General features: G+C 69.4%; 24 protein-coding genes and 3 pseudogenes. 11 read left to right on the forward strand and 16 right to left on the reverse strand.

Going from position 1 to position 26,507, the window contains the following annotated elements:
* Positions 1–10: 10 nt before the first annotated feature.
* The 7 genes and pseudogenes from M2157_RS46230 to M2157_RS46260 form a co-directional block, all read right to left on the reverse strand.
* The gene (locus tag M2157_RS46230; RefSeq protein WP_280859653.1) at positions 11–802 is read right to left on the reverse strand and encodes a carboxypeptidase-like regulatory domain-containing protein; all 792 of its coding nucleotides are present in this window, start codon (positions 800–802) and stop codon (positions 11–13) included.
* Between the two features lie 45 nt (positions 803–847).
* Positions 848–2,404: pseudogene (locus M2157_RS46235) on the reverse strand (MFS transporter); the annotation flags it as partial.
* Between the two features lie 150 nt (positions 2,405–2,554).
* Positions 2,555–3,037 carry a MarR family transcriptional regulator gene (locus tag M2157_RS46240; protein ID WP_280859522.1) on the reverse strand — a complete coding sequence of 161 codons (483 nt, stop codon included), beginning with the start codon at positions 3,035–3,037 and terminating at the stop codon, positions 2,555–2,557.
* A gap of 63 nt (positions 3,038–3,100) precedes the next feature.
* On the reverse strand, positions 3,101–4,255 hold the full coding sequence (locus M2157_RS46245; RefSeq protein ID WP_280868454.1) for an oxygenase MpaB family protein: 1,155 nt from the start codon (positions 4,253–4,255) through the stop codon (positions 3,101–3,103).
* 102 nt (positions 4,256–4,357) lie between these two features.
* Positions 4,358–5,413, reverse strand: coding sequence for a polyprenyl synthetase family protein (locus tag M2157_RS46250; RefSeq protein ID WP_280868455.1), 1,056 nt, complete (start codon positions 5,411–5,413; stop codon positions 4,358–4,360).
* The gene (locus tag M2157_RS46255; protein ID WP_280859519.1) at positions 5,403–5,687 is read right to left on the reverse strand and encodes a polyprenyl synthetase; all 285 of its coding nucleotides are present in this window, start codon (positions 5,685–5,687) and stop codon (positions 5,403–5,405) included. Before M2157_RS46255 ends, M2157_RS46250 begins: the two co-directional genes overlap by 11 nt.
* Positions 5,688–5,844: 157 nt before the next feature.
* Positions 5,845–6,591: an SDR family oxidoreductase gene (locus M2157_RS46260; protein ID WP_280868456.1), complete on the reverse strand. Its 747-nt coding sequence runs from the start codon at positions 6,589–6,591 to the stop codon at positions 5,845–5,847.
* Between the two features lie 440 nt (positions 6,592–7,031).
* On the opposite strand from M2157_RS46260, the pseudogene M2157_RS46265 reads away from it, so the two are divergent.
* The 3 genes and pseudogenes from M2157_RS46265 to M2157_RS46275 all read left to right on the forward strand — a co-directional run.
* Positions 7,032–7,352 (forward strand): annotated as a pseudogene (locus M2157_RS46265) (MFS transporter); the annotation flags it as partial.
* A 115-nt stretch (positions 7,353–7,467) separates the two neighbouring features.
* Complete coding sequence (locus tag M2157_RS46270) at positions 7,468–8,637, forward strand: MFS transporter (RefSeq protein WP_280868560.1); 1,170 nt, start codon at positions 7,468–7,470, stop codon at positions 8,635–8,637.
* A gap of 118 nt (positions 8,638–8,755) precedes the next feature.
* Positions 8,756–9,172, forward strand: a complete 417-nt coding sequence (locus tag M2157_RS46275) for a nuclear transport factor 2 family protein (RefSeq protein WP_280859516.1) — start codon at positions 8,756–8,758, stop codon at positions 9,170–9,172.
* 37 nt (positions 9,173–9,209) lie between these two features.
* Here M2157_RS46275 and M2157_RS46280 read toward each other — a convergent pair whose 3' ends face one another.
* Positions 9,210–9,989 carry an IclR family transcriptional regulator gene (locus tag M2157_RS46280; protein ID WP_280859515.1) on the reverse strand — a complete coding sequence of 260 codons (780 nt, stop codon included), beginning with the start codon at positions 9,987–9,989 and terminating at the stop codon, positions 9,210–9,212.
* Between the two features lie 148 nt (positions 9,990–10,137).
* Between M2157_RS46280 and M2157_RS46285 the strand changes: the two genes are divergently transcribed.
* The 4 genes from M2157_RS46285 (at position 10,138) to M2157_RS46300 (ending at position 14,693) form a co-directional block, all read left to right on the forward strand.
* On the forward strand, positions 10,138–11,337 hold the full coding sequence (locus M2157_RS46285) for an FAD-dependent monooxygenase (protein ID WP_280859514.1): 1,200 nt from the start codon (positions 10,138–10,140) through the stop codon (positions 11,335–11,337).
* Positions 11,338–11,542: 205 nt separating this feature from the next.
* The gene (locus tag M2157_RS46290; RefSeq protein ID WP_280859513.1) at positions 11,543–13,240 is read left to right on the forward strand and encodes a thiamine pyrophosphate-binding protein; all 1,698 of its coding nucleotides are present in this window, start codon (positions 11,543–11,545) and stop codon (positions 13,238–13,240) included.
* 61 nt (positions 13,241–13,301) lie between these two features.
* Positions 13,302–14,120, forward strand: coding sequence for an SDR family oxidoreductase (locus tag M2157_RS46295; protein ID WP_280868457.1), 819 nt, complete (start codon positions 13,302–13,304; stop codon positions 14,118–14,120).
* 21 nt (positions 14,121–14,141) lie between these two features.
* On the forward strand, positions 14,142–14,693 hold the full coding sequence (locus tag M2157_RS46300) for a VOC family protein (RefSeq protein WP_280859511.1): 552 nt from the start codon (positions 14,142–14,144) through the stop codon (positions 14,691–14,693).
* Positions 14,694–15,114: 421 nt separating this feature from the next.
* Here the strand turns inward: M2157_RS46300 and M2157_RS46305 are convergent, their stop codons facing one another.
* The 7 genes from M2157_RS46305 to M2157_RS46335 all read right to left on the reverse strand — a co-directional run bounded on the left by M2157_RS46305 (position 15,115) and on the right by M2157_RS46335 (position 22,099).
* Positions 15,115–16,053 (reverse strand): dioxygenase, encoded by a 939-nt coding sequence (locus M2157_RS46305; protein WP_280868458.1) that lies wholly within the window; start codon positions 16,051–16,053, stop codon positions 15,115–15,117.
* 11 nt (positions 16,054–16,064) lie between these two features.
* Complete coding sequence (locus tag M2157_RS46310; protein WP_280859509.1) at positions 16,065–17,120, reverse strand: maleylacetate reductase; 1,056 nt, start codon at positions 17,118–17,120, stop codon at positions 16,065–16,067.
* Positions 17,120–17,716 carry a nuclear transport factor 2 family protein gene (locus M2157_RS46315; RefSeq protein ID WP_280859508.1) on the reverse strand — a complete coding sequence of 199 codons (597 nt, stop codon included), beginning with the start codon at positions 17,714–17,716 and terminating at the stop codon, positions 17,120–17,122. Before M2157_RS46315 ends, M2157_RS46310 begins: the two co-directional genes overlap by 1 nt.
* Positions 17,717–17,749: 33 nt before the next feature.
* The gene (locus M2157_RS46320; protein WP_280859507.1) at positions 17,750–19,240 is read right to left on the reverse strand and encodes an aldehyde dehydrogenase; all 1,491 of its coding nucleotides are present in this window, start codon (positions 19,238–19,240) and stop codon (positions 17,750–17,752) included.
* A gap of 175 nt (positions 19,241–19,415) precedes the next feature.
* Positions 19,416–19,832, reverse strand: coding sequence for a nuclear transport factor 2 family protein (locus M2157_RS46325; RefSeq protein WP_280859506.1), 417 nt, complete (start codon positions 19,830–19,832; stop codon positions 19,416–19,418).
* Complete coding sequence (locus M2157_RS46330) at positions 19,829–20,791, reverse strand: PDR/VanB family oxidoreductase (protein WP_280859505.1); 963 nt, start codon at positions 20,789–20,791, stop codon at positions 19,829–19,831. Before M2157_RS46330 ends, M2157_RS46325 begins: the two co-directional genes overlap by 4 nt.
* Before the next feature lie 9 nt (positions 20,792–20,800).
* Positions 20,801–22,099 (reverse strand): Rieske 2Fe-2S domain-containing protein, encoded by a 1,299-nt coding sequence (locus M2157_RS46335; RefSeq protein ID WP_280859504.1) that lies wholly within the window; start codon positions 22,097–22,099, stop codon positions 20,801–20,803.
* Between the two features lie 294 nt (positions 22,100–22,393).
* Between M2157_RS46335 and M2157_RS46340 the strand changes: the two genes are divergently transcribed.
* The gene (locus M2157_RS46340; RefSeq protein ID WP_280859503.1) at positions 22,394–23,035 is read left to right on the forward strand and encodes a TetR/AcrR family transcriptional regulator; all 642 of its coding nucleotides are present in this window, start codon (positions 22,394–22,396) and stop codon (positions 23,033–23,035) included.
* Between the two features lie 135 nt (positions 23,036–23,170).
* Complete coding sequence (locus M2157_RS46345) at positions 23,171–23,593, forward strand: heme-binding protein (RefSeq protein WP_280859502.1); 423 nt, start codon at positions 23,171–23,173, stop codon at positions 23,591–23,593.
* Between the two features lie 201 nt (positions 23,594–23,794).
* Here the strand turns inward: M2157_RS46345 and M2157_RS46350 are convergent.
* A pseudogene (locus M2157_RS46350) lies at positions 23,795–24,472 on the reverse strand (transposase family protein).
* 135 nt (positions 24,473–24,607) lie between these two features.
* Between M2157_RS46350 and M2157_RS46355 the strand changes: the two are divergent.
* Together M2157_RS46355 and M2157_RS46360 are read left to right on the forward strand one after the other, a co-directional pair.
* Positions 24,608–25,378 (forward strand): aminoglycoside phosphotransferase family protein, encoded by a 771-nt coding sequence (locus M2157_RS46355; RefSeq protein ID WP_280859501.1) that lies wholly within the window; start codon positions 24,608–24,610, stop codon positions 25,376–25,378.
* Positions 25,379–25,915: 537 nt separating this feature from the next.
* Entirely contained in the window at positions 25,916–26,215 is a 300-nt protein-coding gene (locus M2157_RS46360) for a hypothetical protein (protein ID WP_280859492.1), read from the forward strand.
* Positions 26,216–26,507: the final 292 nt, after the last annotated feature.

A 26,507-nucleotide genomic window follows, 5' to 3' on the forward strand; every position in this document is an offset into this window, starting at 1 on the left:
CCGGCGTGTGTCACTCGCCCGGGTGGGAGAGCTCGATGTCGTGGCTTTCCACACCGGAGCCGTGCACGGTCACCTGGGTGGCCTTCGGCGGGTAGCCGGCCGCCGTGACCGTGTACTCGCCGCCGTCGAGGTCGGTGAAGGCATAGCCGCCGTCCTCGCCGGTGGTCGCGGTGGCCACCACGTTGCCGGCCGTGTCGATGAGCGTGACCCGCGCGTCGTTCAGCGGTCGGCCCGCGGCTTGGACCAGGCCCCGCACGTGCAGGCCGGGGGAGAGTTCGAGCTCGGTCCTGGTGACGCCCTGCGCGGCGATCTCGACGGGCAGCGCGAGCGGCCGGTGGCCGGCCGCGGTCACCGCGAGGGTCAACTGGCCGGGCACCAGTTCCGCGAAGCCGAAGGTGCCGTCCGTGTCGGAGAGCCCGGAGGCCAGCACATCGCCGCGCACGTCGGCCGCGACCACCATGGCGCCGGCGACCGGCTTCCCGAGGCCGGCCGACCTGACCGTGCCGACCAGGCCGCTGGTGCCGGAGAGCAGGATGTCGTACGAGACCGGCTCGCCGCCGACCACGACCGTGGACGCCTGCGGCTGGTAGCCCTCGGCGGAGGCGATGAGCACGTAGCTTCCCGGTCCCGGCGCGTCCACCGCGTAGGCACCGTCCGAGTGGGCCACCATGCGGCCCACCTGCCGCCCGTCCAGCGAGATCAGGGTGATGACCGCCCGCGGCACGGGTGCCGACTCGGCGCCGATGACGTGCCCGCTGACCGGGACGCCGGTGGAGGACCGGACAGCGGCCGGGCTCGGCACCTTCGCGTCGTGCTCGGTGTTCTCCTGGGTCCCGTCCTCCCGGCCTCGGAGGCCGAACGCAGCCAGAGCGGCGCCTACCAGGGCGAGGACGCCGGTGACCAGGACGGCGGTGTGGACGCCGTTCATGAACGCGGTGTGGCTGCCCTCCACCACGGCCGCCCTGAGCTGGGCCGGCATCGCGTCGGAGACCGGGGCGACGCCCATCGCGACCGCGTCCTTCGCCTCCTCGAAGCGCGCGGCCGCCGAGTGGGGCACGCCCGCGTCGGTCAGTGAGTCCGTGAGCGTGGAGCCGACACGGCTGCTGATGAGGGAGACGAGCACCGAGGTGCCGAGCGCGCCGCCGACCTGAAGTGAGGTGGCCTGGAGGCCACCCGCGATACCGCCGTCCTTGACGGGGGCGTTGCCGACGATCGCGTCGGAGGACGCGGCCATCACCATGCCGACGCCGAGACCGAGCGCGACGAACGGCGGCCACATGGCGGCGTACGAGGAGTCGGCGCTCCACGCGAGCATCGTGAACGCGGCGCCGGCCTGGAGCACCATCCCGAGCGGCATGGTCAGGCGCGGCCCGAACCTCTCGGTGAGCTTCGCGCCGAGCGGCGAGGCCACCATGGAGGCGAGGCTCAGCGGCAGGGTCCGCACACCGGACTCGACGGGCGTGAAGCCGTGCACGTTCTGCAGGTACAGCATCACGAAGAAGATCGCGCCGAGCAGGACGAAGAAGTTCAGCGCGGTGACGAACACACCGATGGTCAGGGCCGGGTTGCGGAACAGCCGCATCGGCAGGAGAGGGTGCGCGACGCGGGTCTCGTACCAGCCGAAGAGAACCAGGACGACGACACCGCCGACGATCGCGCCGAGGGTACCGGCCGAAGTCCAGCCCCACGTCTCGCCCTTGACGACGCCGAAGACGACGGCGATCAGTCCGAGCGCGAGCAGGACGACACCGGGCACGTCGAACTTCTCGCTCGCCGCCGCCTCGTTCCTGGACTGCGGCAGCACCACGAGACCGAAGACGAGGGCGATCACGCCGATAGGGGCGTTGATGTAGAAGACGGACTCCCAGTTGACATGCTGGACGAGCAGTCCGCCGACGATCGGGCCGAGCGCGGTGGCGACGGACGAGATCATCGCCCAGATGCCGACCGCCATGCCGAACTTCTTCGGCGGGAACACGGCACGCAGCAACGCCAGCGTGTTGGGCATGAGCATCGCGCCGAAGAGGCCCTGCAGGGCCCGGAAGGCGATGACACCCTCGACCGAGCCGGCGAGGCCGATCGCGACGGACGCCACGGTGAACCCGACGACGCCGACGAGGTAGACCGTGCGGCGCCCGAAGCGGTCGCCGAGCTTGCCGCCGAGGATGAGGGCGGCGGCGAGGGCGAGCAGGTAGGAGTTGGTGACCCACTGCAGTTCGGCGGTCGTGGCGTTCAGGTCGCGAGCGATCTCGGCGTTGGCGATCGAGACGACGGAACCGTCGAGGCCGACCATGAACAGGCCGAGCCCGACGGCGATCAGCGTCAGCCAGGGATTGGCGCGAAGACCGCGGGGGTGGCGGTGGGATACGGGCGTGGGCGCTGTGGAAACAGCGGTGACAGACATGTGTGAGCTGTCCTCGGGACGTGCGGCGCGCGGCTGGGGCGCGTGGACATGTGGGGGCGAGCCGTGAGTGGAGGCTGCGCAGGGGCAGCACATCCAGCCCTGCCGCAGCAGCGGCAAGGGCAGTAGGCGTACGGCGGCCGAACCGAACGGTCAGGCGGCGGAGTGGTCGCGCAGGCGCCGGGTGAGAGCCTCGAGAGCGCCGAGCGCCGAGCCGAGGGCGTCGCGGTCGCCGTCCGTGAGGGTACGCAGCGCGGCCGCGAGCTGTCGCGCCGCGACGTCCTCGGCCTGGACGATGCGCTGACGCGCCTTGGCGGTGACACGCAGGTGCGCGACACGCCGGTCGATGTCGTCCTGGTGGCGTTCCAGCAGACCCGCGTCGGTGAGGCGGGTGACCAGGGCGCTGACGTTGTTCGGCATCATCCGCAGCGCTTCGGCCGCCTCGTGGACGGTCGCGTCGGCGTGCTCGGCGACGTACTGGAGCAGGGCCAACTGCCGCTCGGGGAGACTGAGATGGGGCAGTCGCCGGTCGATGCTCTGCTTGACGTACCGGTTCAGTGTGGGCAGGCACGCCACGAGGCCCGCGGCCACCTGGTCGACGCCCTGGCTCGCAGGAGCCTCACTGATTCCGGTCATGGCACCAAGTTACCTATGAAAAGAAACCTATGTCAAAATACTGAATCGCCAAGGGGCGGGGCGTCAGACGGTGGGGGTCGGTGGGGTCCACCGGTGGGTGCGGGGTACGCCGGTGATGCCGTAGTCCTTCTTGAGTGTTTCGGGGATCGCGTAGTGCATGACGCGTCCACGGGTGAGGGAGGACAGTTCGAGGACCGTGGTGAGGTGGCCGAGGCGGTTCAGGGCCCAGGCGCCGAGCGGGGAGCGGTCCTCGATGGTCTCCAGGACGCCGAGGAGGTGGGGCACGGCCTTGACGACGGTGTCCCACGAGGTGCGCGGCACATGGAGCCAGTCGGCGCAGGTGTCGCCGATGAGGTGGCGGATGAGGGCGGAGACGATGGGGTCGAAGAAGGTGCCGGGCACCACCTCCTCGTAGAGGTCGATCAGCTGCTCGGTCAGATGGGCACCTTCCTCGGAGGGGCCCATGTGCCGGACCATGTACAGGTCGAGGAACTGGCGGGCCTCGTCGAGGGTCCGGGGGACGGCGTCCTGGTCGACGCCCAACATGGCGCCGACGACGCGCCACGCGTAGTAGTACGCTTCCGCGCCCTCGGTCGACATGTGGATGCCGAGGCGGTGCAGGCTGTCCAGGACGAGCAGGGAGAAGAACATCTGCCCGCCGATCATGTCCTCCTGGCAGATCGGCGTTCCGAGCCCCGCCGTGTCCCAGCGGTTCTCGCGGGTGAGGTGGTGGCGGATGGCGGCGTGCAGGAGGCGTACCTTCTGGGCGGCCGGGATGAAGCGGCTGCCGGACTCGAAGGCGTCGGGCTGCATCAGATGGACGGTGAACTGCCCGGTCTCCGCCATCCGTTTGGACGGGTACTTCAGACCGTGACTGGCCGACAGCAGCTTCGCCACGTGCGGGACGACGTAGCAGGCGGGCATGGAGGCGAAGGACAGCGCGGTGGAGATGTGCACGTTGTTGTCGATGAAGAACAGCCGGGCTTTCTCCATCTCCGCCCAGTCCACCCAGGCCGGCGGGGTGCGGGTGGATTCGAGGTACTCGCGTGCGACGTCGGGCAGACCGTCCGGCAGGGGAGTGCCGGCGTTGGAGACGTACCGCATCAGGGTGTTGAACGTGCCCACCTCTCCGCGGGCGAAGAGTGCGGCGACGGTGGCATCGGCGAGTTCGTCCCCGGTTCGCCGCAGGGCGTCCAGCGATGCGTCGGTGTAGGCCATGGCGGGGTTCCTCGTCTTCCTCTGGAGCGTCCACGACAGGAGGGGGCGGCGGGTCGGGAGGGCAAGGCTCGCGTCGGATGCGAGCGGTGTGTATGGGGGCGGTCAGGACAGGCGTACCGCCGCGGAATGCGCCAGCGCGGTCAGTCCGCCGGCGGCGTGTGCCGGCAGGTCCAGTTCGTGGAGGGCGCCGAGAGCCTCCTCGACCCGTGCCTCGATCATGCTCTCGATGCGGTCGGGCGCCTTCAGCCGGCGCATGACCCCGCGCACCGTGTCCAGCCCCGTCCCGTCCAGGTCGTCCCGGCCCAGCAGCGTGTGCAGCGACTCCCGCTCCGCGTCGTCGGCGAGACGCCATGTCTCCGCCAGCAGCGCGGTGGGCCGTCGGCCGCGCACATCGTCGGCATTGGCCTTGCCGGTGAGCTCGGGGTCTCCGAACAGCCCGAGCAGGTCGTCCCGGAGCTGGAACGCCTCGCCCAGCGGCAGCCCGTACGCGGAATATCCCTCGCGCAGCCGCACGCCCGCCCCGGCCAGCGCCCCACCGATCAACAGAGGTTGTTCGACGGTGTACTTGGCGGTCTTGTACCGGATCACCTTCAGCGCTGCCTCGGTGTCCAAGCCGCCACCCGTGCGCAGAATCTCCAGACACTCGCCCGCGATCAGCTCACGGGCCATCACCGCCCACAACGGGCGGGCCCGGACGAGATACGCGGCGGGCAGACCGCTGGCGGCGAACAACTGCCCGGCCAGCGCCATCAGCAGATCTCCCACCAGCATCGCCAACGACCGTCCGGCGGCATCGGCGTCGGGACGATCCCCTACGGCCCGGCGCAGGGCGACGTGGGTGGTGGGGCGCCCGTGCCGCAGCGGGCTGTCGTCGATGAGGTCGTCGTGCACGACCGCGGCGGCATGCACCAGTTCCATCGAGGCGGCCGCCCGCACCAGCGCGTCGCTGTCCGGCTGCCCCACCGCCCGCCAACCCCAGTAACAGAACGCCGCCCGCAGCCGCTTGCCGTCCGCGACCGCCGCCTCCAGTCTCCCGGCCACGGCACCGAGCATCGGATCGACCGCCGCGAACTCGTCGGCCTCCCGGGCGACGAACCGCCGCAGCACCTCGTCCACGCGGGCCTTGAACAGGGTCGGCTCCCACCGCTCATACGCCACCGGCGGCCTTCCGGGCCAGGGCGCGCTGGGCGAGGATCTCCAAGTGGGCCGGGGGCACGGCCGCATACCGGTCCAGCACCAGGCGCCCACGCGCCACGAGTTCGCGCTCTGCCTCTCCGGCCAGCTCGGTGGCGTCCGACCGGCGCAACAGCCCTCGCACCGTCCCCAGGGCCGAACCCACCGTGCTCACCGCCAGATCGGCCAGTCCGGCAGCCAGCAGGAGTGCTTGGCTGTCGCTGATCAGGCCTCCGGCCTCTCCCGCTTTTCGCGTCACGCCGTCCCCCTCGTCCGTCGTACAGCCCTGGCAGCCCTGGGCGCACACCGTCCTCCCGAGGATCGCGGCACACAGGACGCGACCGCGGAAGAACTCACGATCGGGTGATCCCGTCGCTCTACCGTGCGGATTGAGCGGTTCGCTCCGAAGAGACCTCTCAGCGGCGCGTGCTTCCGCCGTCAGCGACGACGATCTGCCCCGTGATGAACGCGGCGTCGTCTGAGGCGAGAAACGCCACGACGCCCGAGACGTCGGCCGGCATCTGCACCCGCTTGATGTTCTGCATCTGCACGGTCTGGTCGAAGAAGAACTCGCTCGTCTTCTCCGCGGCCGTGGCCGTCCGGACGAGGCTCGCTGCGACGCCGTTGACGGTGATGTGGTGAGCGGCGAGGTTGGCGGCCAGGACAGAGGTGAGTCCGTTCAGCGCGCCCTTGGCGGAGATGTAGGAGACGAAGGGGGGTGGGGGACTCCAGTAGCTCGACGACGTGATGTTGATGATCCGTCCCGCCTCGGACTCCTTCAGGTCCGGCAGGAATGCCCGGGAGGCCAGGAAGGGACCGTCCACGTTCACGGCGAACGTGCGACGCCACGCGTCGAACGTCACTTGGTCGATATCGGCGAGCAGAACGACGGCCGCGTTGTTCACCAGGATGTCGGCGGCGCCGAGTTCACGCCGGACCCGGGCGGCGAACCCGTTGATCGCGTCCTCTACCGAGACGTCGACCTTGTCGCTGAAGAATCGCTGACCGGTCTGCGTGACGAGGGCCCGCGTCTCGTCGGCCGGATCGATGTCCGCTACGGCGATGTCCGCGCCCTCCGCCGCGAGCCTGCGGGCGATCTCCTGCCCGATGCCCGTACTGCCCCCGGTCACGACGGCAGTCCTGCCCGTCAGCCTCCCCGTCATGAGTCACCGCTCCTTCCGGGCGGCCACGGCACGGCCGTCCTGCAGAGATGGTGCGCTGGGCGACCGCGGATCAGCGGCGGCTTGTTCGTCCAATGAACATGACCGTTGAGCGTGACGGGGGTCACTCCTAGCTTGACGCTGCTCGGCCGGTCGCCACCGCGCCGGGCAGCCTCCTGAATCAGGTCCGGTGGAAGGGCGGCGCGGGGACGCTCCGCGAGGCCCAGGGGCGGCACGGCAGCGGTGTTGCCGGGATGACCGCGACAAAAACACCCCACAGCGGGGCCCGGCAGCGGACGCCGGTTCCCACAGCAGCGCTTCGCGCCAAGGAGTCGTCCATGGTCCAGATCGATTCACCCAAGGCGGCAGAGGGAGAGGGGGGCAGATACACCCTGACCCCGGGCACCCTGACCGCGGTGGTTCTCGCCGTGTGCCTCGCGCAGATGGCCCTTGCCGTCCCCTCGCTCATCAACGGCCTGATCCAGCAGGACCTCGCGCCGTCCTCGGCCCAACTGACCTGGATCACCGACGCCTTCATGCTTCCCGTGGCCGCACTGGAGCTGGGCTTCGGCGTGTTCGGTGACCTGTTCGGCCGTAAGCGACTGCTCGTCGGGGGCGCCGCGCTCATCGCGGTCGGCTCGACCCTCGCGGTCCTGGTACCGGGTTCGGGATACTCGACCGACACACGGGTGTCATTGCTGATCCTCGCCCAACTCCTCAGCGGCATCGGGGCTGCGGCCATCTTCCCGACGAGCCTGGCCATGGTGGCAGCAGGCACGCACACCACCGCCACCCGCGCGCGGGGCGTGGCGATCTGGGCCGCCCGCGCTGTCGATCGGCGGCTTCCTCGGACCGCTGCTGGCAGGGCTCTCCACCAAGATCCACAGCGGTTGGGCCGGGAACGCGAACTGGCGCTGGGCCTACGTCGGTGTCCTCGTCATCGCCGCGGTGAGCGCGCTCCTGTCGCTGGCCATCGCCCGCAACTCCTCCTCGCCCCAGGGCCGTTCCCTCGACTGGCCGGGGCAGATCACCTCCGCACTCGGCCTGTTCGCCCTGCTCTACGCCGTGATCCAGGGCTCCGAGAGCGGCTGGGGGAGCCCGCAGATCGTCATCGCGTTCCTCGCCGCGGCCGTGCTCCTCGCGCTGTTCGTCTTCGTGGAGAACCGCGCGGAAGCGCCGCTCCTTCTCCTGAGCGTGTTCAAGAACCGGGCGTTCGCCGTGAACTCGGTGGTCACCGTGATCGGGATGTTCGGCTTCCTCGCGATCATGTACTCCACCAGTATCCGCCTCACCATCATCCAGGGAATCAGCCCGCTGAAGGCCTCCGTCGCGTACCTCTTCTTCGGAGGCATCGGCTTGGTGCAGCTGCCCCTCACCTCCAAGCTGCTCGAGCGGTACAACCCCCGGTGGGTGCTCTTCACCGGCCTGGTCCTCATCGGCGCCAGCGGGCTGTGGTTCGCGGGCGTTCCGACGAGCGATCGGACACTGACCGCCATCGTCGGGCCGCTGATCCTCGCCGGCGTCGGCTCGGCACTCGCCTTCGCCGCCATCAGCGCGGTCGCGGTCAACACCCTGCCCAACCACCTCGCCGGCATGGCAAGCGGTGCCACGAGCACGTTCCGGGACCTCGGGTTCGCACTCGGCCCCGCGATCATGGGCGCTGTCGCGCTGAGCCAGGCCGCCAAGGAGATCGCGCGCAACCTGACCGACAATCCCGGCCTGAGCAAGGCTTATGCGGCGTTCCAGGCCGCTCCGGCACATGCTCCAGCGGATCAGAAAGCGCAGCTGGAGGCGGCGGTGCACGCTGTGGGCTCGGGCCCGCTCGGCGCCAACTCGGTGCCGGGCAGCATCACTTCGCCGGACGGTCAGGTCATCCCCTTCAACCCGCTCAAGGACGTCGCTTTCCACGCCCTCAGCAGCAGTTACTCCCTGGCGTTCGTGCTCGGTGGTGTGGCCGCTCTGGTGGCGGCGGCGCTCACCCTCGTGGGTGGGCCCGGTGGCGTGGACCAGGCTCATCTCGACGACGACCCGCACACCCTCGACGGCTGACGGCCGGCGCCGGGACAACCGGAGCGCTCGCCGCGACTCCCCGACAGAGATAGTTGCGGCGGGCCATGGCATACAAGAGACAAACGATCAACAGACACACTCGGACAGGAGACACACCATGACCACGACACACCCGGGGACGAGCAGGAACGACGTCCGCACACCGGCCACGGTCGCCGAGGCGGAGGACGCGTGGCTCGTCGCGATCACGAAAGGCGACGAGGAACAGCGTGAACTCATGCTCCCCGACTGCGTGATCGTCCACGGTCCGGTCGGGAACTTCCATGAACGCGAGCGTTTCCTCGCCTACAACGCGTCCATGGGAGCCACCGTCGAGGCCGAGACCAGCGAGGTGACCTGCCGGGAGCGGGACGGACGGGCCATCGTGACGTGCTTCCAGAAGATGCGCATCCGGCGCCTGCCCGACCTGCCGCCGTTCCTGGTGCAGGCCGTGGCCACCCGGGTGTGGTTCTCGACCGACGAGGGATGGCGCCTGGGCCACATGCAGCTCTCCCGGCGGCAACCGTCGGCATGACACGCATGACGTGCCGGTTTCCTCGCCTCGCGAGAGGTCACGAGGTGCGAATGGGGATGCCCGGCCGCCAGCCGAGACTCCTGGACAACCCCAGTCCGCTCGCGACCAGCGAGGGAACGGCCGCCTGCAGTTTGATCGAACCCGCGGCCACCACGACGGAGAGGGCCGCGACGACTTTGCCGCGGCCGTCGACGATGCGCGTCGCGACCGACTCGGCCCCCTCGCTCAGCTCTTCCTTGACGACCACCGTTCCGGTCGAGCGACAGGACGCCAGCTGGCCACGGAGTTCGGCCGGGTCCACGATCGTTCTGGGAGTGAAGCGTCGCAGTCTTCCGGCCAGCACCTCGTCGATGAACGCCGGACTGCTGTGGCTCAGCAGTACCTTGCCGACGCCTGAGCAGTGCAGGGGCAGCTGGCCGCCGACCTGTGAGGTCAGACCGACGGCGTTGAGGGCCGACAAGCGCTCGATGATCACGGCCTGGTCGCCCTGGAGGACAGCCAACTGCACATGCTGGCGAAGAGCCGTGTACAGGTCCTCCACGAACGGCTGCGCGGCGCTGCGCAGTGTCTCGGCGCGTGGTGCGAGGGTCCCGAGGCGCCACAGAGGCAGGCCGATCGCGAAGCGGTTGTCGCTGGTGCGTTCCAGCGCGCCCGCCTCCACGAGTTCGAGCGTCAAGCGCCTGGCGGTGGCGTGCGGCATGCCGGTGCGCCGGACCAGGTCGGCGAGGGTCATCTCGGTGTTGTTGGGGTCAAAGGCGAACAGCAGATCCCAGAGTCGGGAGCTGACAGTGCGTCCTGGCTCGTTCGCACGAGGCATGGGCCTCTCCTTCATCCTGCGTGGCGCCGGTGACTCTACCTCCAATGTTCGTTGGATGGACGAAGCTGTTCTTTCAGCGCGCACTTTGCCGGACCCTTGCAGGGCAGCCAGCCACCACCTCGCCAGAGGTCAACGGGAGTGAAAGAGCATGATGACTACGGAAGCAGGCCCCAGGATCGCGATCCTCGGTGGCGGCATCGGAGGCCTCGCTGCCGCGGCCTTCCTCCGCGACAAGGGCTTCCACAGTGACGTCTACGAGCAGGCCGCAGCCCTGACCGAGGTCGGCGCCGGCCTGGTGATCGCCCCCAACGCCGCCCGCCTGCTGCGGCGTCTCGGCGTACTGGACCGGTTCGTCGAGCGCGCGGTGCAGATGGAGATCGGCTGGGAGTTCCGGCGCTGGGAGAACGGCGCCGTCCTCTCCGCGGAGAACCTTCAGGACGGGTGCAAACGCCTGTACGGCGAGCACACTTACACCGCCCACCGCGCCGACCTGCTGAATGCCTTGCGGTCGGCCGTCCCCGAGGACTCGCTCCACCTCGGCAGGCGCTGTGTCTCGGTCGAGTTCGAAGGCGATCAGGCGGTGCTGAGGTTCGAGGACGGCGAAACCGTTCGCCCGGACATCCTCATCGGTGCCGACGGAGTCCACTCACGGGTGCGCAGCGCGATCGTCGGGCCGACCCAGGCCAGGGAGTCGGGCATCTGCGCGTACCGAGCCCTCGTACCGGCGCACAAGGCACCCGAATTCGCCAGGCGGCCCGCCCAGACCCTCTGGATCGGCCCCGACCACCACCTCGCGCACTACCCGGTCTCCGGCGGGGAGTACGTCAACCTCGTCGCCTTCGCACCCGCCGGCGCGAGCAGCGTCGAGTCGTGGACGGCCACCGCGACACTGGAGGAACTGCTCGACGAGTTCGACGGCTGGGACCCGCGGCTGGTGGAGCTGATCCGGTCGGCCGACACACCGGGGCGCTGGGCGCTGCTCGACCGTGAGCCCCTCGACAACTGGAGCCGCGGCAACGCGACCCTGCTGGGTGACGCGGCCCACCCGATGTTCCCCTTCTTCGCCCAGGGCGCCGCCCAGGCGATCGAGGACGGAGCCGTCCTGGCCCTCTGTCTCGCAAAGGACCCGGACAGCCCGTCGGCGGCGCTCGGACGCTACGAAGAACTCCGCCGCCGCCGCACGGCCCGCCTGCAGGAGATCTCACACGGACGGTCCCACATCAACCACCTTCCGGACGGCCCCGAGCAGCAGGCCCGCGACCTGGCGTACTCGCAGGACGACCCCCTCAGAGCGAACGGCTGGATCTACGAGTACGACCCCGAGGTCGCCGTCTCGGCCTCGGTGTGAATCAGCCCCGACGCTCCGGCCGGGCGGGCCCGGTCGACGGGTCTCGACCTTGCCCCGTCGGACAAGGCGTTGACCATCCAACGAACACGGTCATTGCCGCCCCCCGGGCCACACCCGAGACTCCGGTACGGACGGCCCGTGACATGGCCCTGTTCCCCATGACCTCTGCGAATCCCTGAGTACGTCCCGAAGGGCGGATCACCCAATGGCACAGGCAACCGGTAGTGGGCTCGTCGTGCGAACACTGCAGCGAGCCGGAGTCGACGTCGCCTTCGGCCTGAACGGAGCACACGTCGACGGCATCTTCCAGGACGCCCTGGACGCGAAGCTCCGCATCGTCGACGTGCGCCACGAGATGAACGCCGGCCACGCGGCCGAGGGCTACGCACGGGTCACCGGGGATCTGGGGGTCGCCGTCGTCACGGCCGGAGGCGGCTTCACCAACGTGCTGACCTCCATCGCCAACGCCCATCTGGACCGGACCCCCGTCCTCTACATCGCCGGCTCCGGCCCCCTCGAGACGGACCAGATCAACGACCAGCAGGCCGGCTTCGACCAGGTCGCCATGGCGGCCCCGGTGACCAAGTTCGCGCACCGCGTCACCCGTACCGAGCTGATCCCCCGCCTGGTCGCCCAGGCGATCCGCATCGCGCAGTCGGAGCCCAAGGGCCCGGTGCTCCTCGACATTCCCTGGGACGTCCTGCGCCAGCAGGTCGACGTCGACGAGGTCGAGGACTACCGCCTCGACATCGACGGCACCGGCATCGCTCCCGCCGCCGGCGTCGACCGGATCCTCGAGGCGCTCGCCGCCGCCCGGCGGCCGATCGCGCTGGTCGGCAAGGCCTTTGTCACCGCCGAAGCACGGACGCAGCTGCACGAGTTCGCGGCCCGTACCGGAGTCCCCCTCTTCTCCGACTGGGAGGGCCTCGGGGCGATCGTCGGCTCACAGCAGCACGTCGGTCTCGTCCAGACCCTGGCCACCGTCCCCGAGGACGAGCGGCCCGACCTGGTCCTGCTGTTCGGGCTGCGCTTCGGAATGACCACCCAGTTCGGCACGGGCCGACTGCTCCCCAAGAGCGCGCGGATCTTCCAGATCGACCCCGACGGCCGTGAACTCGGCCGCCTCCAGGAGGTCGAACTCGGCATCCAGGCCGACCCGGTCGGCACCATCGGCCTGCTGAACGAGCGCCTGGACGACAACCCCGTACCCGCCGGGCGCGACGACTGGCTCACGACCCTGCGGGACATCTCGGCCACCCGGCGCTCCGCACTCGCCGCAGAAACCGAGGACCACGAGGACGACGCGATCCACCCGTACCTCGCGGTCCGCACGATCGCCGAGAGCGTCCCCGACAACGCCACCGTCGTCGTCGACGGCGCCCTCACCGAACTGTGGCTCTCCGAGACCATCGCCCTCGCCCCGCTGGCCCACTACCTCGGGCACGGCTACCTCAGCTCGATGGGCAGCAACTTCGGCGTGGCCCTCGGAGCGCAACACGCCACCCCCGACAAGGCGACGATCCTCGTCACCGGCGACGGCGCCGTCGGCTACAGCCTCGCCGAGTTCGACACCCTCGTCCGCGCAGGACTCCCGGTCATCGTGATCGTCCTCAACAACCAGGCCTGGGGCGCCACCCTGCACACCCAGCAGTTCCTCTTCGGAGAGGACCGTGTCACCAACAACCGCCTGCAGAACGGCTCCTACAGCGGCGTGGCACGAGCCCTCGGCGCGGACGGCGTCGACGTCACAGAACTCGACCAGCTCCGCCCGGCGATCGAGGCCGCCCTGGCCGCTCGCCGGCCGACATGCATCGACGTACGCGTCAGCCTCGCGCCCATTCCTCCGGAGGAGCGCGTCCTGAACGGCGGAGCTCCGTTCGGCGGCATCGAGATCGACGCATGAACTGCCACTCCTGAACGGCCACCGCCGAACCGCCACTCCTGATCCCCCACCAAGGAGAACCATGAACGACACGACCGACGCCGGAAGCCGCGACCGGGTCGTCGAGGACCGGCGTCAGCGCTTCCTCGGCAAGACCTGCCTCGTCACCGGCGGTAGCAGAGGACTGGGCCTGGCAGCCGCACAGGCCTTCGCGCGCGAGGGCGCACGCGTGGTCGTCATCGCGCGGGACCCGGACCAGCTGAAGCTCGCGAGTGGTCTGATCGGCGAGGGCACGATCGCCGTGGCGGCCGACCTCTCCTCAGTGGCCGGCATCAAGGCCGCCGTCGCGGAGGTCGCCGCACAGGTCGACCACCTTGATGCCGCCTTCCTCAACGCCGGGCAGGCGGGCATCAAGCGCCTCGACGACATGGACGAAGCCACCTGGGACATGGTGTTCGACACCAACGTCAAGGGCTCGTTCTTCCTCATGCAGGGGCTCAGGCCCTTGCTCGCACCCGGTGGAGCCGTCGTCTTCTGCGGCTCGGCAGCCGGCCGAAGGGCCAGCGCGGGAACCGCCGCCTACGGAACCAGCAAGGCCGCACTCGAGCACCTGACACGCATCCTCGCCGCCGAAGTCATCGGCGACGGAATCCGGGTCAACATCGTCATTCCCGGCGGTATGAACACCGACATCGCCGCACGTACGACGGGCCTTCCGCCCGGCGGAGCCGAGGCATTCCGGGAGCGGGTCAGGCTCAGCACGCCCATGCTCCGAGAAGGAGAACCGGACGAGCTCGCCGACGCCGTGCTCTTCCTGGCCTCATCCGAAGCCGGCTACATCACCGGCGCGGCCCTCCCGGTGGACGGCGGCGCCACCGGCTTCACCCGCCCGTCGGCATAGAGACGAGCGAGGACAACCGTCATGGAGTTTCCCTTCGGCCAGCCGACCGACGCCGTCATCCAGGTCGCGTACACGGTCCCCGACCTCACCGCCGGGATGCGCTGGTGGACCGGCGAACTCGGCGTCGGCCCCTGGTTCGTGAACGAGAGGATCGGCGGCGCGGGCTCCACCTACCGTGGTGAGCCGGGGAGGGCCGAGTTCACCCTCGCCCTCGCCTTCTCGGGACACATGATGGTCGAGCTCATCCAGACCCTGGACGACGAACCCTCCATCTACCAGGACGCCCACGAACGCCGTGGCTACGGCTTCCATCACGTCGCCAAGGCCGTGCCGAACGTCAGGGAAGAGGTCGAACGTCGCGAGGCGAGCGGAGCGTCGGTGCATTTCCACGATCGTGCCCCAGGGGGTGAGGTCTTCTTCCTGGACACAGGTGAAGACGCCCCGGGAATGATCGAGTTCGTCCAGGACAACGAGATCACGCGCGCAATCTTCACGTCCGTCTGGCGGGCATCGGTCGACTGGGACGGTTCGCGACCTGTGCGCGACTTCGCGGAGTTGCTGCCAGTCCGGTGACCTCGATGCCCGTGTCACAACGGGTGTTGCGTCACCGGCGCGGACAACCGGGCCGCTGCCGCGGTGGTGGCCCACGAGGCAGGGATCATCCCGCCTCAACCTTCCCCGCCATGATGCCGCCACCGGGCAAGGGGCATGACCAGTCCCCTTGCCCAGGGGTTCGGTGCCTGCGTGTATCGCACGGCAAGGACGCTCCTCGTCCACCACGAGCTTCACCGTTTCGCTCACCGCATAGGCAGCAACCGTGCCGAGCGGGTCAGTACGGATCTGGCAACCTCTCGTGTGACCGGTACACGGACTCCGAAGCGCCACCCATGACCTCGACGGACCGGCCTCGCCCAGTCCACCGGGGGCGGCCGGCCCCGGGAACCCGAGCCGGCCGGCAACACCGGACCGTGTTCCGGGCGCAGCGGCCGGCAGGTCAGACGCCCTTGGGGGCGAGGACGATGTCGAAGCGCACTCGGCTCCATGTGCCGTCGATGACGCGGCCGTCGGGTGTCGGCGTGCCGGCGGGCTGCCGTTCGAACCGCTTGATCAGGGAGTCCTTCACGCCGAAGACGGTGTCCTTGCGGCCGATCGGGTCGCCCTCGGGGAAGATGTGGGTCACCAGCGTGCGCGCCCCCTCGTGGGACACCATGAAGTGCAGGTGGGCGGCGCGCAGCGGTGAGCGGCCGACCGCGTCGAGCATCTGGCCGACGGGTCCGTCGTCGGGGATGGGGTACGGCGTGGGGGTGAGGCCCCAGAAGCGGTAGCTGCCGTCGGCCGCGGAGAAGAGGTGTGCCCGGCCTGCGCGCTTGCCGGCCTCGTACTGCACGTCGTAGAGCCCGTCCTCGTCGGCTTCCCAGACTTCGATGAGCGCGCCGGCGAGTGGGGTGCCGTCGGTGTCGGTGACGGTGCCCTCGACCCAGCAGGGCTCGCCGGGGGCACCGAAGGCCAGGTCGTCGCCGAGTTCGATGGCGGGGGAGTCGTCGACGAAGAACGGCCCGAAGACGGTGGCCTCGGTGGCGCCCTGGTAGGCCTGGTTGTTGACGTTGATGGTCTGCATGCTCGTGCCGAGGGTGTCGGAGAGCAGGATGAACTCCTGCCGGACCTCGTCGGTGATGTGGCCGGCCCTGGTGAGGAAGTCGATCGCCGTCCCCCATTCCTCCTCGGTCAGCCGGACCTCGCGGATGAAGGAGTGCAGGTGCTTGACCAGGGAGGTCATGAGTTCCCGCAGCCGCGGGTCCTGGCAGGCGTCGAAGGAGGCCACGACGTTGTCGACGAGTTGCTGCTCGACCGCCTGCTGCTCCGGCGACACCTCGCGGTAGATGGTGCCGCGGGCACCGGCCTGGGCCGAGCCGGGGTTGACGTAGGTAGCCATGACGGCCTCCTTCAGTTGATCGGGTCGCCGGCCCACGCCGCCTTCAGCAGCGCGGTCAGGTTCTCGTCGGTGACGGGGGCCGGGTTGTTGTCGGGGATCGCCTTCGTGATCGGCCCCAGCGCCTTGGCGATGCCGTCCTCGGGCATGCCGTAGTCGCGCAGTGCCCTCGGCGCGTCGAGCACCTCGCGGAGGGCGGCCAGTCCGGCGCCGGCCCGTCGGGCGTCGAAGGCCTGGGCGATGCGGGCCTCCGCCTCGGGGGCGTGCGGGGCGTTGAAGGCCAGCACGTAGGGCAGCACGACGGCGTGGGTCTGTGCGTGCGGGAGGTTGAACATGCCGCCGAGGACGTGGCAGATCTTGTGATGCATCCCGGAGCCGGCCGAGGCGAACGCGACAGCGGCGAGGTAGGCGCCGTACAGCGTCTGCTCGATGCCCTCGACGCCGGTCGAGTCGTCGGCCACCGCGGGCAGACCGGTCGCGAGTGCGCGGATGCCCTCCTGCGCCAGCGCCCGGTCGATCGGGTCGGCACGCGGCCCCCACATCGAATCCACGCAGTGCGCCATCGCGTTCAGGCCGCTGGCCACCGTCATCTCGCCGGGCAGCGAGGTGAGCAGAGCGGCGTCGTAGACGACCGAGGCGGGCAGCACCTTGTCGTCCACGCCGGTGGTCTTGGTCTCGCCTTCGGTCAGGCCCCACACGTTGGTCGCCTCGGAGCCCGCGTAGGTGGTGGGTACCGCGACGATCGGCAGCCCGGTGGTCAGCGCCACCGCCTTGGCCAGCCCCGTGGTCGAGCCGCCGCCGACGCTGACCAGGATGTCCACGCCCGCGTCCACCGCCGTCCGCAGTGCTCGCCCCGCGACCTCGACCGGTACGTGCATCACGACCTCCTCGTGACGCAGGACGACCGGGATCTCCTTGGCGATGGGGTCGGCCAGCTCCTTCTCGCGGTCCGAGGCGATCAGCATGACCTTGGAGCCGTCGAGTGCCTCGACCTCCGCCGCCACGGCGGCGGGTGACTCCCCGGCCGCGAACACCACCCGCTGGGGAAGGGTCGCGTGGGTGAACTGCATCAGGCTTCCGCCAGCCATTGCTTGCCTTCGCTGTAGAGCTGCTCGACGGCTGTGCCGGTGAGGCCGGGAAGCCCGTCCTTCACCGTGAATCCCGCCTTGGTCTGCAGGTAGCCCAGGTGCCGGTAGCCGGTCGGGAACCGGTTCAGGAGGTCGGGGTCCAATGTCAGTGAGGCGGCGGGGTCCACGACGTCGAGCCGGTCCTTCTCGTAGATCGGCTGCCGGCGCACGATGGTCCAGCGACCCTCGTGGCGGGAGAGGAAGTCGTAGAAGCGGCCGGTGCACACGACATCGACCTCGACGCCGTCGACGCTCGCGCGCTGATTGATCGTCATCTTCGTCTGTGCGACGGCCCGGTCGCCGACGATGTCCGCGGTGTGGCCGCCCAGGAAGTGCAGGATGCTGACGCCGTTCTCGAAGCCCTCACGGCTGGCCTTGATGAAGTCGGTGGCGCTGCCCTGGAACCAGGTGGCGCTCATCCGGCCCTCGCGCGGATGCCAGACCGTGGCGAAGCGGTCCCAGTCCCCGGCGTCGCGCCACAGCGCCCAGTTCTCGATGAGCCGCCGTATCTCATGGCGGTCGTTGTCGGTCTGCGACATGGTTCGATCTCCGATCGGATCTCGTGGTGCAGGTCAGATCGGGTAGTGGCGTGATCCCGACTGGATGGTGATCCAGCGCAATTCGGTGAACTCCTCCAGCGCGGCGCGCGACCCGAACCGGCCCCAGCCGCTGGCGCCGACGCCGCCGAAGGGCATCTGGGGTTCGTCGTGCACTGTGGCGCCGTTGATGTGGCAGATGCCCGACTTGATCCGGCGGGCCACGTCGAGCGCGGCGGCCGCGTCCTTGCCGAAGACCGCGGCGGAGAGTCCGTACTCGGTGTCGTTGGCGACCGCGACGGCTTCGTCGGTCGAATCCACCTCGATGATCGAGACCACCGGTCCGAAGGTCTCCTCGGTGTAGACACGCATGTCCGGCGTGACCCCGCGCAGCACGGTGGGCTGCACGAACAGGCCGTCGGCCGTACCGCCCGCCAGGACCTGCGCGCCCTTGGCACGGGCGTCCTCGATCAACGCGATCACGTGGTCGCGGGCGGCGCCGTGGACCAGCGGGCCCACCTGGGATGCGGGGTCGCTCGGGGGCCCGACGACCAGCTTGGAAGCACGCTCGGCCAGACGGGAGGAGAGCTCGTCGGCGACGGTCCTGTCCACGATGACGCGCTCGGTCGACATGCAGATCTCGCCCTGGTTCATGAAGGCACCGAAGCTGGCCGCCGCGGCGGCCTCCTCCAGATCGGCGTCGGGAAGGACCAGGAAGGGCGCCTTGCCACCGAGTTCGAGCACGACACGGGTGAGGTGGCGACCGCCGAGCTCGCCGATGATACGGCCGACCCGGCTGGACCCGGTGAAGTTCACGCGCGTCACGGCGCGGTGGGCGATCAGCGCCTCGACGACGCTCGGGCCGTCCTCGGGCGCGTTGCTGATGAGATTGACCGCTCCGGCGGGCACACCCGCGTCGTGCAATACCTGGACGATGGCGGCCTGGGTGAGCGGCGTCTGCTCGGAGGACTTGAGCACCACGGTGTTGCCCCACACCAGCGGCCACACGATGGAGCGAACGCCGAGGATCAGCGGCGCGTTCCACGGTGCGATGCCGACGACGACGCCGACCGGCTGACGTACGCCGAGGGCGGTGAGGCCGGGCACGTCCGACGGGATGACCTCGCCGACGGCCGCGTACGCCTGGGCCGCCGCCTCGACGAGCATGCCCTTCGCCACGTGCACGTTGAAGCCGCACCAGGGGAGGGTTGCGCCCATCTCGCGGCTCATCGTGGCGACGATGTCGTCGGTCCGCTCGTCGAGCAGGACGGCCGCGCGCTCCAGAACCGTCCGACGTGCGGCCGGCGGGAGGCTCGACCAATCGGGAAGGGCGGCAGCCGCCGCGTCCACCGCGAGGTTGACGTCCTCGACGGAGGCCGCCGCGACCCGTGCGATCGGTTCACCGGTGAGGGCCTCGGTCGTATGGAAGTAGCGACCGTCCCTGGCCGCGACGTGCTCGCCCGCGATGAACAGGTCGCTGGTCCGGACCGCGCCGGACGGGGGAGCCTCGGTCTCAGTGGCTGACATGTCTTGCCTCATCTCCACAGCAGCGGCTTTCGCCGCACGAACCCTGCATGTCGAACTCTCCGCCCACGGCGGCATGCCCTGAACCCTCATGTCCGTTCATCGAACAGCCGCGTGAGGGTTCAGGGCGGTCGGCCTTCCGGGCCTCAGGCTTGTGGTGTCCCGGGCTTCTCGTGTCTCAGGCGGGCGGCATGCGCTTGGCCTGGTGCAGGTGCGCCAGGCGCCAGCCCTCCGCGGTCTCCTCCCACACCCGCGTCACCGCTTCCTGGACCGGGAACGGCGGGAGGTTCTCGTCGAAGACGATGTGCATCTCCTGGAGGCAGGTGGTGATCGCGGTGGTGCCGTGCACCGTGATGCTGAGATTCTCGGCCTTCGCGAAGACATGGCGGCGGCGGGTCCAGGTGAAATGCGCGAAGGTCTTGCCGTCGTCGATCTTCCCGACCGGGCCGTGGACTCCCCGGAAGTCCGCCAGCAGGAGGGCGGTCATCGCTTCTTCGCCCTTGGTGAGAGCCGCGAGCCAGGCGGCCTCCGCCTGCTCGACCGCCTCGATGATGTCGGTGGGTGCGGTGGATGTGGTGGACGTCGTTGTCGTCATAGGTCCAGCTCCAGAATCGGTGAGAGTGCTCGTGACGAGCACGTGGTGAACATGCCGTCGGCGCGTTCACGGTCGGTCAGGATGTCGTCGCGGTGGTCGGGCTCGCCGGCGAGTACGCGGACGATGCACTCGCCGCAGATCCCCTGCTGGCAGGAGTAGGGGGCGTCGATGCCGCCCGCGAGCAGGACGTCGAGGACGCTCTCGCCGTCCTTGACCTCGTACTCGCCGCCGGACTTGGCCAGCCGTACCCTGAAAGACGCTCCGGCCGTGTGGGCGGCGGTGTCCTCCACGGGTGCGAAGCGCTCCTTGTGGATCGCTTCGGCAGGCCATCCCGCTCCGAGTGCCATGGAGATCACGAAGTCCATGAAGCCCCCGGGGCCACAGACGTAGATCGCCGTGTCGGGGTCGGGTGGACCGAGGTCGGCGGCGGAGATGAAGCGCTGGTCGTCCGGGCCGTCGTCGAAGTGGAGCCGAACGTGGGGGTTCTGCTCCAACTCGTCGAGGAACGCCGAATCCGGCCGGCTTCGAGCGAAGTGGTGCAACGTGTACTCCGCGCCCCTGGCTTCGAGCTCGTGTGCCATGGCCAACAGGGGAGTCACGCCGATACCGCCGGCCATCAGCAGATGGCGACGCGCCCGGTCCGAGACGCCGAACCTGTTCCGCGGACGGGAGATCCGCAGCCTGTCGCCCTCGCGGAGCCGGTGCATCCCCAGCGAGCCGCCGCGCGACGCCGCCTCGGCGAGCACCGCCAGCCGGTAGCGGGCGCGGTCGTGGGGCGGCCCGCACAGGGAGTACTGGCGGACCAGCCCGGCGGCACCGTCCACCAGTACGTCGACATGGGCGCCGGCGGCGAACTCCGGGAGCTCGATGCCGCCGGGACTGACCAGATCGAGCACCACGATCCGGGAGGTCGCGTCGTGCCGGGCGACCACGATGGTGTCGAGCCACTCGTTGTTCATGGTTCGCGCTCAGATGCCGGCGGCGGCCGGGGCGTCGGCGTCGTCGCCCGCCTTGCGCTTGCCGAGGGTGAACAGGCCGGACTCGGTGCGGTGGACCACCGACGGGTCGCGGACGATGTTGATCGGGTCGCGCCCGGCCTCGACGTCGTCGGCCATGGCGAGAAGCATGCGGCGCAGCATGACGACGCCGCGGTCCGAGGTGGCCAGGGTCTCCTCGGAGTCCAGGGTGATCGCTCCCTGCGAGCCCTGGGCCTCCGCGTCACCGGGGAACTTCTGGCGTTCCTCGTCGGTCAGCTCGTGGTTCTGCTTGCCGTTCTGCGTGATGCCAATCACGAAGCCGACCATGCGCTCGGGATCGTTCGTGCGGATCGAGAAGAAGAGCCGGTGGCTGGTGTCGTCGGAGGGCACGACCCACAACAACTGGTCGGGTCGCTTGTCGGGGGTGGCCTTCACGAAGTCGGGCAGCCCGAACACGTTGGGAAGGTGCTGCTCGACCGCGAAGGCGCATTCGGTGACCTCGCCGTCCTCGCCCTCGACCTCGAATCGCTGGGTGTACTTCAGCCCGTGGTCGGTGCGTTCGTACGTCACACGGTCGGCGATGAGGGACGGGTCGAAGAAGTTCTCGGGATAGCCGCCGGCCTTGCCGGTGCCCAGCATCTGGTACCCGCTGTGCGTGGAGTGCAGCCAGGTGACGTGCGTCGGGTCGGCGGAGTTCTCGTAGATGTTGAGCCAGCTGAAGTCCGTCGGCATGCCGGTGATCGCGGCGTGGGGGACGGGCCAGCTGGCGAAGTACTTCTCGTCCTCCGCGGGGTTCTCCAGCACGTCGTAGCGGGGGAGTTCGGGCTTGAGCTCGGGCGGGCCCATGTAGACGAAGACCAGGCCGTAGCGCTCCTCGACGGGGTACCACGGCTGCCGGGCGGCGTCGCGCCTGCGCCCCAGGGCCGGCTCGCAGGCCTGCTCGATGCAGCGGCCCTGCACGTCGAACTTCCAGCCGTGGTAGCAGCAGCGGATGCCGTCGTCCTCGACACGGCCGTAGAAGAGGCTGGCGCCGCGGTGGGTGCAGCGCTCGATCACCACACCGGGGTTGCCCTGCCCGTCCCGGAAGACGACCAGGTCCTCACCGAGTACGCGCGTCTTCTGCGGCAGCGCACCGGCGATGAGCGTCTCGGAGCTGGCGACCGGGTGCCAGTAGCGGCGCAGGGCCTCGCCCATGGGGGTACCGGGCCCCACCTCGCGGAGGCGGGCGTTGTACGAGGGCTTCGGGCGGCCGTAGGCCGTGCCGGTGTCGACCTCTGAAGTGGTGGTCATCGTTGTGTCTCCCGTGCGGCTCGGGTGCACAGCAGATGGAGCATGCAGGGCTGTGGGGGAACACCTGCGAGGGCACCGTCGTGTGCGACCTCGAATAGGATTGTTGATTCACATTCGCATTTCACCTGGGAGTGCGTCAAGGGTCATGTTCAGGTGCTCGTCGGTCGGGAAGCGGTCGGTCGACAGAGGGCCTGGCGGGGTGGAACGGCGACCAGGCGCACCGCTGATCGCGGTCCGGCGGCGCTGCGTACAGCGGCTGCCGGAGGGGGTATTGACGGCGTATACGCTGGTGCGGTGAGTACCGAACCGTCCCTCGATCTGCCGCCGGCGCAGCAGGCGCGCAGCCGGCTGACCCAGCAGCGCATCATGGAAGCTGGCACGGCCCTGCTCGAAGAGGGCGGCACCGAGGCGCTCACCGTCGCGGCCGTCGCCGCCCGGGCGGGTGTCTCCGTGGGCAGCGTCTATCGGCGGTTCGGCGACAAGGACCGCCTGATCGCGGCCTTGCAGCATGACATGATCGACCAGTTCCGCGCCGACATCGTCCGCCGCTTCACTCCGCTGCGTACGGATCCGACCGCGCTGGTCGCCTCGGCGGTCACCGGACTCACCGAGACGTATCAGGCGCACGAGCGCCTGATGCGCGTCTTCCTGGCCGCGGGCGCCACCGATCCCGCGGTGGCCCGGGTCGGCTCCGAGGCCGCCATCGACGCCGTTCGTGTCTTCCGGCAGTTCCTGGAGCCGATCATGTCGATGATCGACGCGCCGGAGCCGGAGGCGCGTGTGGATGTCGTCTATCGCCTGATCTACGGGACCTGTCAGAACCGCGTGCTGTACGGCGAGCTGTTCGAGTCCGACCGTCCGCTGACGTGGCGTCAGCTCACTGATGAGCTGGTGGACGTCGCCTGCCTGTACCTGCTCGGGGCGTCGGTGCGGTGAGCTCTGCCGTGCCGGATGTGAATGTGATCCCCACTTCACATTCACGCCCGACGGCTACATACTGAGCGGACTCCACGGAAGACGGCCGGTTGACCCTCCGGTCGACGAGAGGCCGGCAAGGGAAGGAACCGCTCCATGCGAGAGCCGCTCAGCTACGAGATCGCGCACGGCGCCGCACTCGCCGCCCTGGAAGCAGGACGGGCCGAGGGCCACAAGGTGTGCGCCGTCGTGGTCAACCGAAGTGGTGTCACGAAGGTTCTCCTCAGTGACGACGGCGTGGGACTCCTCGGCGTGGAGACCGCGCGACGCAAGGCCTACACCTCGGCCGTGAGCGGTGTCACGACAGCGAGGTTCGCGGCCTTCGCGGCATCCCCCCAGATGCAGGTGGCACCTCCCCACCTGGTCGATTCCAACCTCCTGCCGGTGGCCGGCGGCGTGCCGATCGTGACGGCCGACGGGGAGGTCATCGGCGCCATCGGGGTGGGCGGGGCGGACGACTCCACGGATGACCGCATCGCACAGCGGGCTCGTGAGTCGGTCGCAAAGGTCGTTGCCTAGGTCGTTGCCCAGGTCGTCGTGGCGCGGGGCTGCCCGATGGTCGCTACAGCGGTTGCGTCGAGGGCCAACCCCGCCGTTGTACCCCCCGGCGTGACTGCGACACCGTTGGCGAACCCGTACAGGCCGGGCTCGCCCTGAGGGTCGTCCCGCGATGATCTGTGAGTCGCTGGGCACGGCAGCACTGCGCTGCGGCTTGCTCGCTCACCCGGTGAGGCAGAGGTTGTGCAGGCGGGCGATGCCGTGCATGGCGTCGTGGACGCCGTCGCCCTTGAGCCGACAGTCGCGCAGGATCTTCCAGCCCTTCATGGGTGTGCAGGTGTGCTCGCCACGGGCTCGGCCCTGCTTGTGTGAGCGGTTGTGTTCTTCCTTCCACCTCGGGAGTTCCGTTCGGCCTGGCTTACGGCGGTGCGGGATGACCAGGCTTGCGCCGGGACAGCCGCCGTCTGCGATGGCGACAGTGTTGCCGACGGCGGCCTTGGCTCCGGATTCCTCCCACGCCTTGCAGTCGTTGCGGTTACCGGGAAGAGGCGGGCCAACCACCACGACCAAGGGTGCCGTCCACGATGAGCACCGTGTCCTTGCGGAACCGTTTGCGGAGTCGAGCGCGAGCCATGGCCCAAGATGATCGATGATGTGGGCAGCCGCGGACTTCGAGATGCCGAATAACGGAGCCGGCTGTCGCAGCGTCAAGTTCGTGCGCCAGTACATGGTGACCAAGAGCACGCGGTTCTCCAAGTGCAGGCTCCAGGGACGACCTTGGCTTTGTGAGTCCGCGCCCTCGCGGCGTAACGCGGTGATCAGCTTGCGGGAGCAGCGTGGGCTCATCCCGGTGAACGGGGCTGTCCAGGACGGCTCCGACGCCGTGATCACTCCGTCAATGAACAGTTCGTTTCACGCGCCGTCACGTCACAGAGGTGGGAGGCAAGCCCTGGCCGTCCGTCGCTCACCGAGCCACGTTAGGGCTGGGGCCAGTCGAGGTGCCGCGCCTTCAGGCGACTGGGTAACGTGAACTGCGTGTCGAGTGAGGAAGTGATGCAGGACGGTGCCCATCGGCGGGTGGTGCGGATTGGTGACACTGTCCGCAGGCCCGTCCAGCCGTGGACGCCCACCGTCCATGCGTTGTTGCGGCACCTGGCGGAGGTTGGCTTTGCCTATGCGCCGCAGCCGCTGGGAATCGACGACGAGGGGCGTGAGGTCCTTACCTACATTGAGGGTGACTCCGGTCAGTTGGGCTGGGCCAAGGTCGTGGACGACCATGGTCTGAGGAACTTCGCCCGGCTGTTGCGCGACTACCATGATGCCTGCAGGAGCTTTTCACCTCCGCCGAGCGCGAACTGGTCCACGGACTCAGGCAGCCCAGGCGCTGACGAGGTCATCTGCCATGGGGACTTCGGTCCCTGGAACGTCGTCTGGCAGGAAGACCAGCCGGTGGGAATCATCGACTGGGACTTCGCCCGCCCGGCACCACGCATGCACGACGTGGCCTACGCCCTGGAGTACGTTGCCCCGTTCCGCGACGATGCCGAATGCCTGCGCTGGCTGCACTGCCCGGCGCCGCCCGACCGCCGATCGCGACTGGAGGACTTCTGCAGCGCGTACGGCCTCGACTCGCCCGCGGGGATCGTCGACGCCGTCATCGCCGGGCAGCAAGACAATGCCGACCTAGTCCGCCGGCTGGCCGAGCAGGGGCACGAGCCCCAGGCCACCTGGGCTGCCGATGGGTTCCTGACCGAACTCGACGACAGAATCGACTGGAGCAAGGCGCACCGGCATCTGGTCGAGTAGCCAAAGGGCCGGCAGAAGGCATGCCGGGATGCGCTCACGGATGGGTTGCTGGAGGGGAAGTGGGTGACCGGGCCGGAGCCAGGCGGCCCGGCCCCACAGGGCGGTGCCCGGTCGGCCGAGTCGGCGGCCGTTGACGGACGGCATGGTGGCGTGCTGGGAGCCCGCGAGGACGGCTTGGCCGGAGTGCTTGCCGTCGCAGAGGGCGGTATCGGCGGCACGCTGCAGCAGGGACAGCTGGTAGATGCCGAGGATGCGGGGATGGGCGGGCCCGACCGAGGCGGTCACCGCGACGGCCTGGCCGTCGTCGAGGGCGACGGGCGTGTGCAGCATCCGCTGGGCGGGGTCCAGCGCTGCCGTCGGCCGTCTCGGGGCCGGCCAGATGAAGATCCGTATCTTTCCCCGTACAGGCCACGCCTCCCGCCTGCGACAGTGCAGCCGCGTGGTGTCCATCTCGCTGCGTAAACTGTTGCCTCGTGTGCCTGTCTGTGATGTCAACGTGCACACTGACGGTTTCCCGTTCAACCGAAGGACTGAGCCGTGCCCGACCGACCCGAGATTGTCTGCATCTGCGGCTCTACCCGGTTCGTGGACGAGATGCGTGCGGCGAACCGTGATCTGACCTTCGCAGGTGTCATCGTCGTCGCGCCAGGCGAAGCAGACGAATTGATCACCAACCAGCAGAAGACCGCGCTGGACGCCCTCCACCTGCGCAAGATCGACCTGGCTGACCGGGTTCTGGTCGTCAACCCCGGCGGGTATATCGGCGAGTCCACGAGCAGGGAGATCGCCTATGCCCACGCCACCGGCAAGCCGATCTCGTTCACCGATCCCGTCTGACCAGTAGACGCTTCGTGGTGCGCGCGGACAACAAGTCTCGGTCAGCCTCGGAGCGTGCTTCCAGAGGGTCTTCGAAATCGTCGGGCGCAGCCTTGTGCTTGTGTCGCGTGACGTGATCTCTGATGAGGCGTGGGCCGTGCTCGGGCTTCTGTTCCTCGCTGTGAAGGCTAGGGGCTGTCCGCCGGTAGACCGACGCACGGTGGTCGAGGCGACGGCGTGGCGGTTTCGCCCCGCGCCCTCACTGCTCGGCGGGGTGGTCGACGATCTCGGCCGGCACGTCGGTCGGATCGTG

It is taken from the genome of Streptomyces sp. SAI-127 (genome assembly GCF_029894425.1).
In the GTDB taxonomy this organism is placed as follows: domain Bacteria; phylum Actinomycetota; class Actinomycetes; order Streptomycetales; family Streptomycetaceae; genus Streptomyces.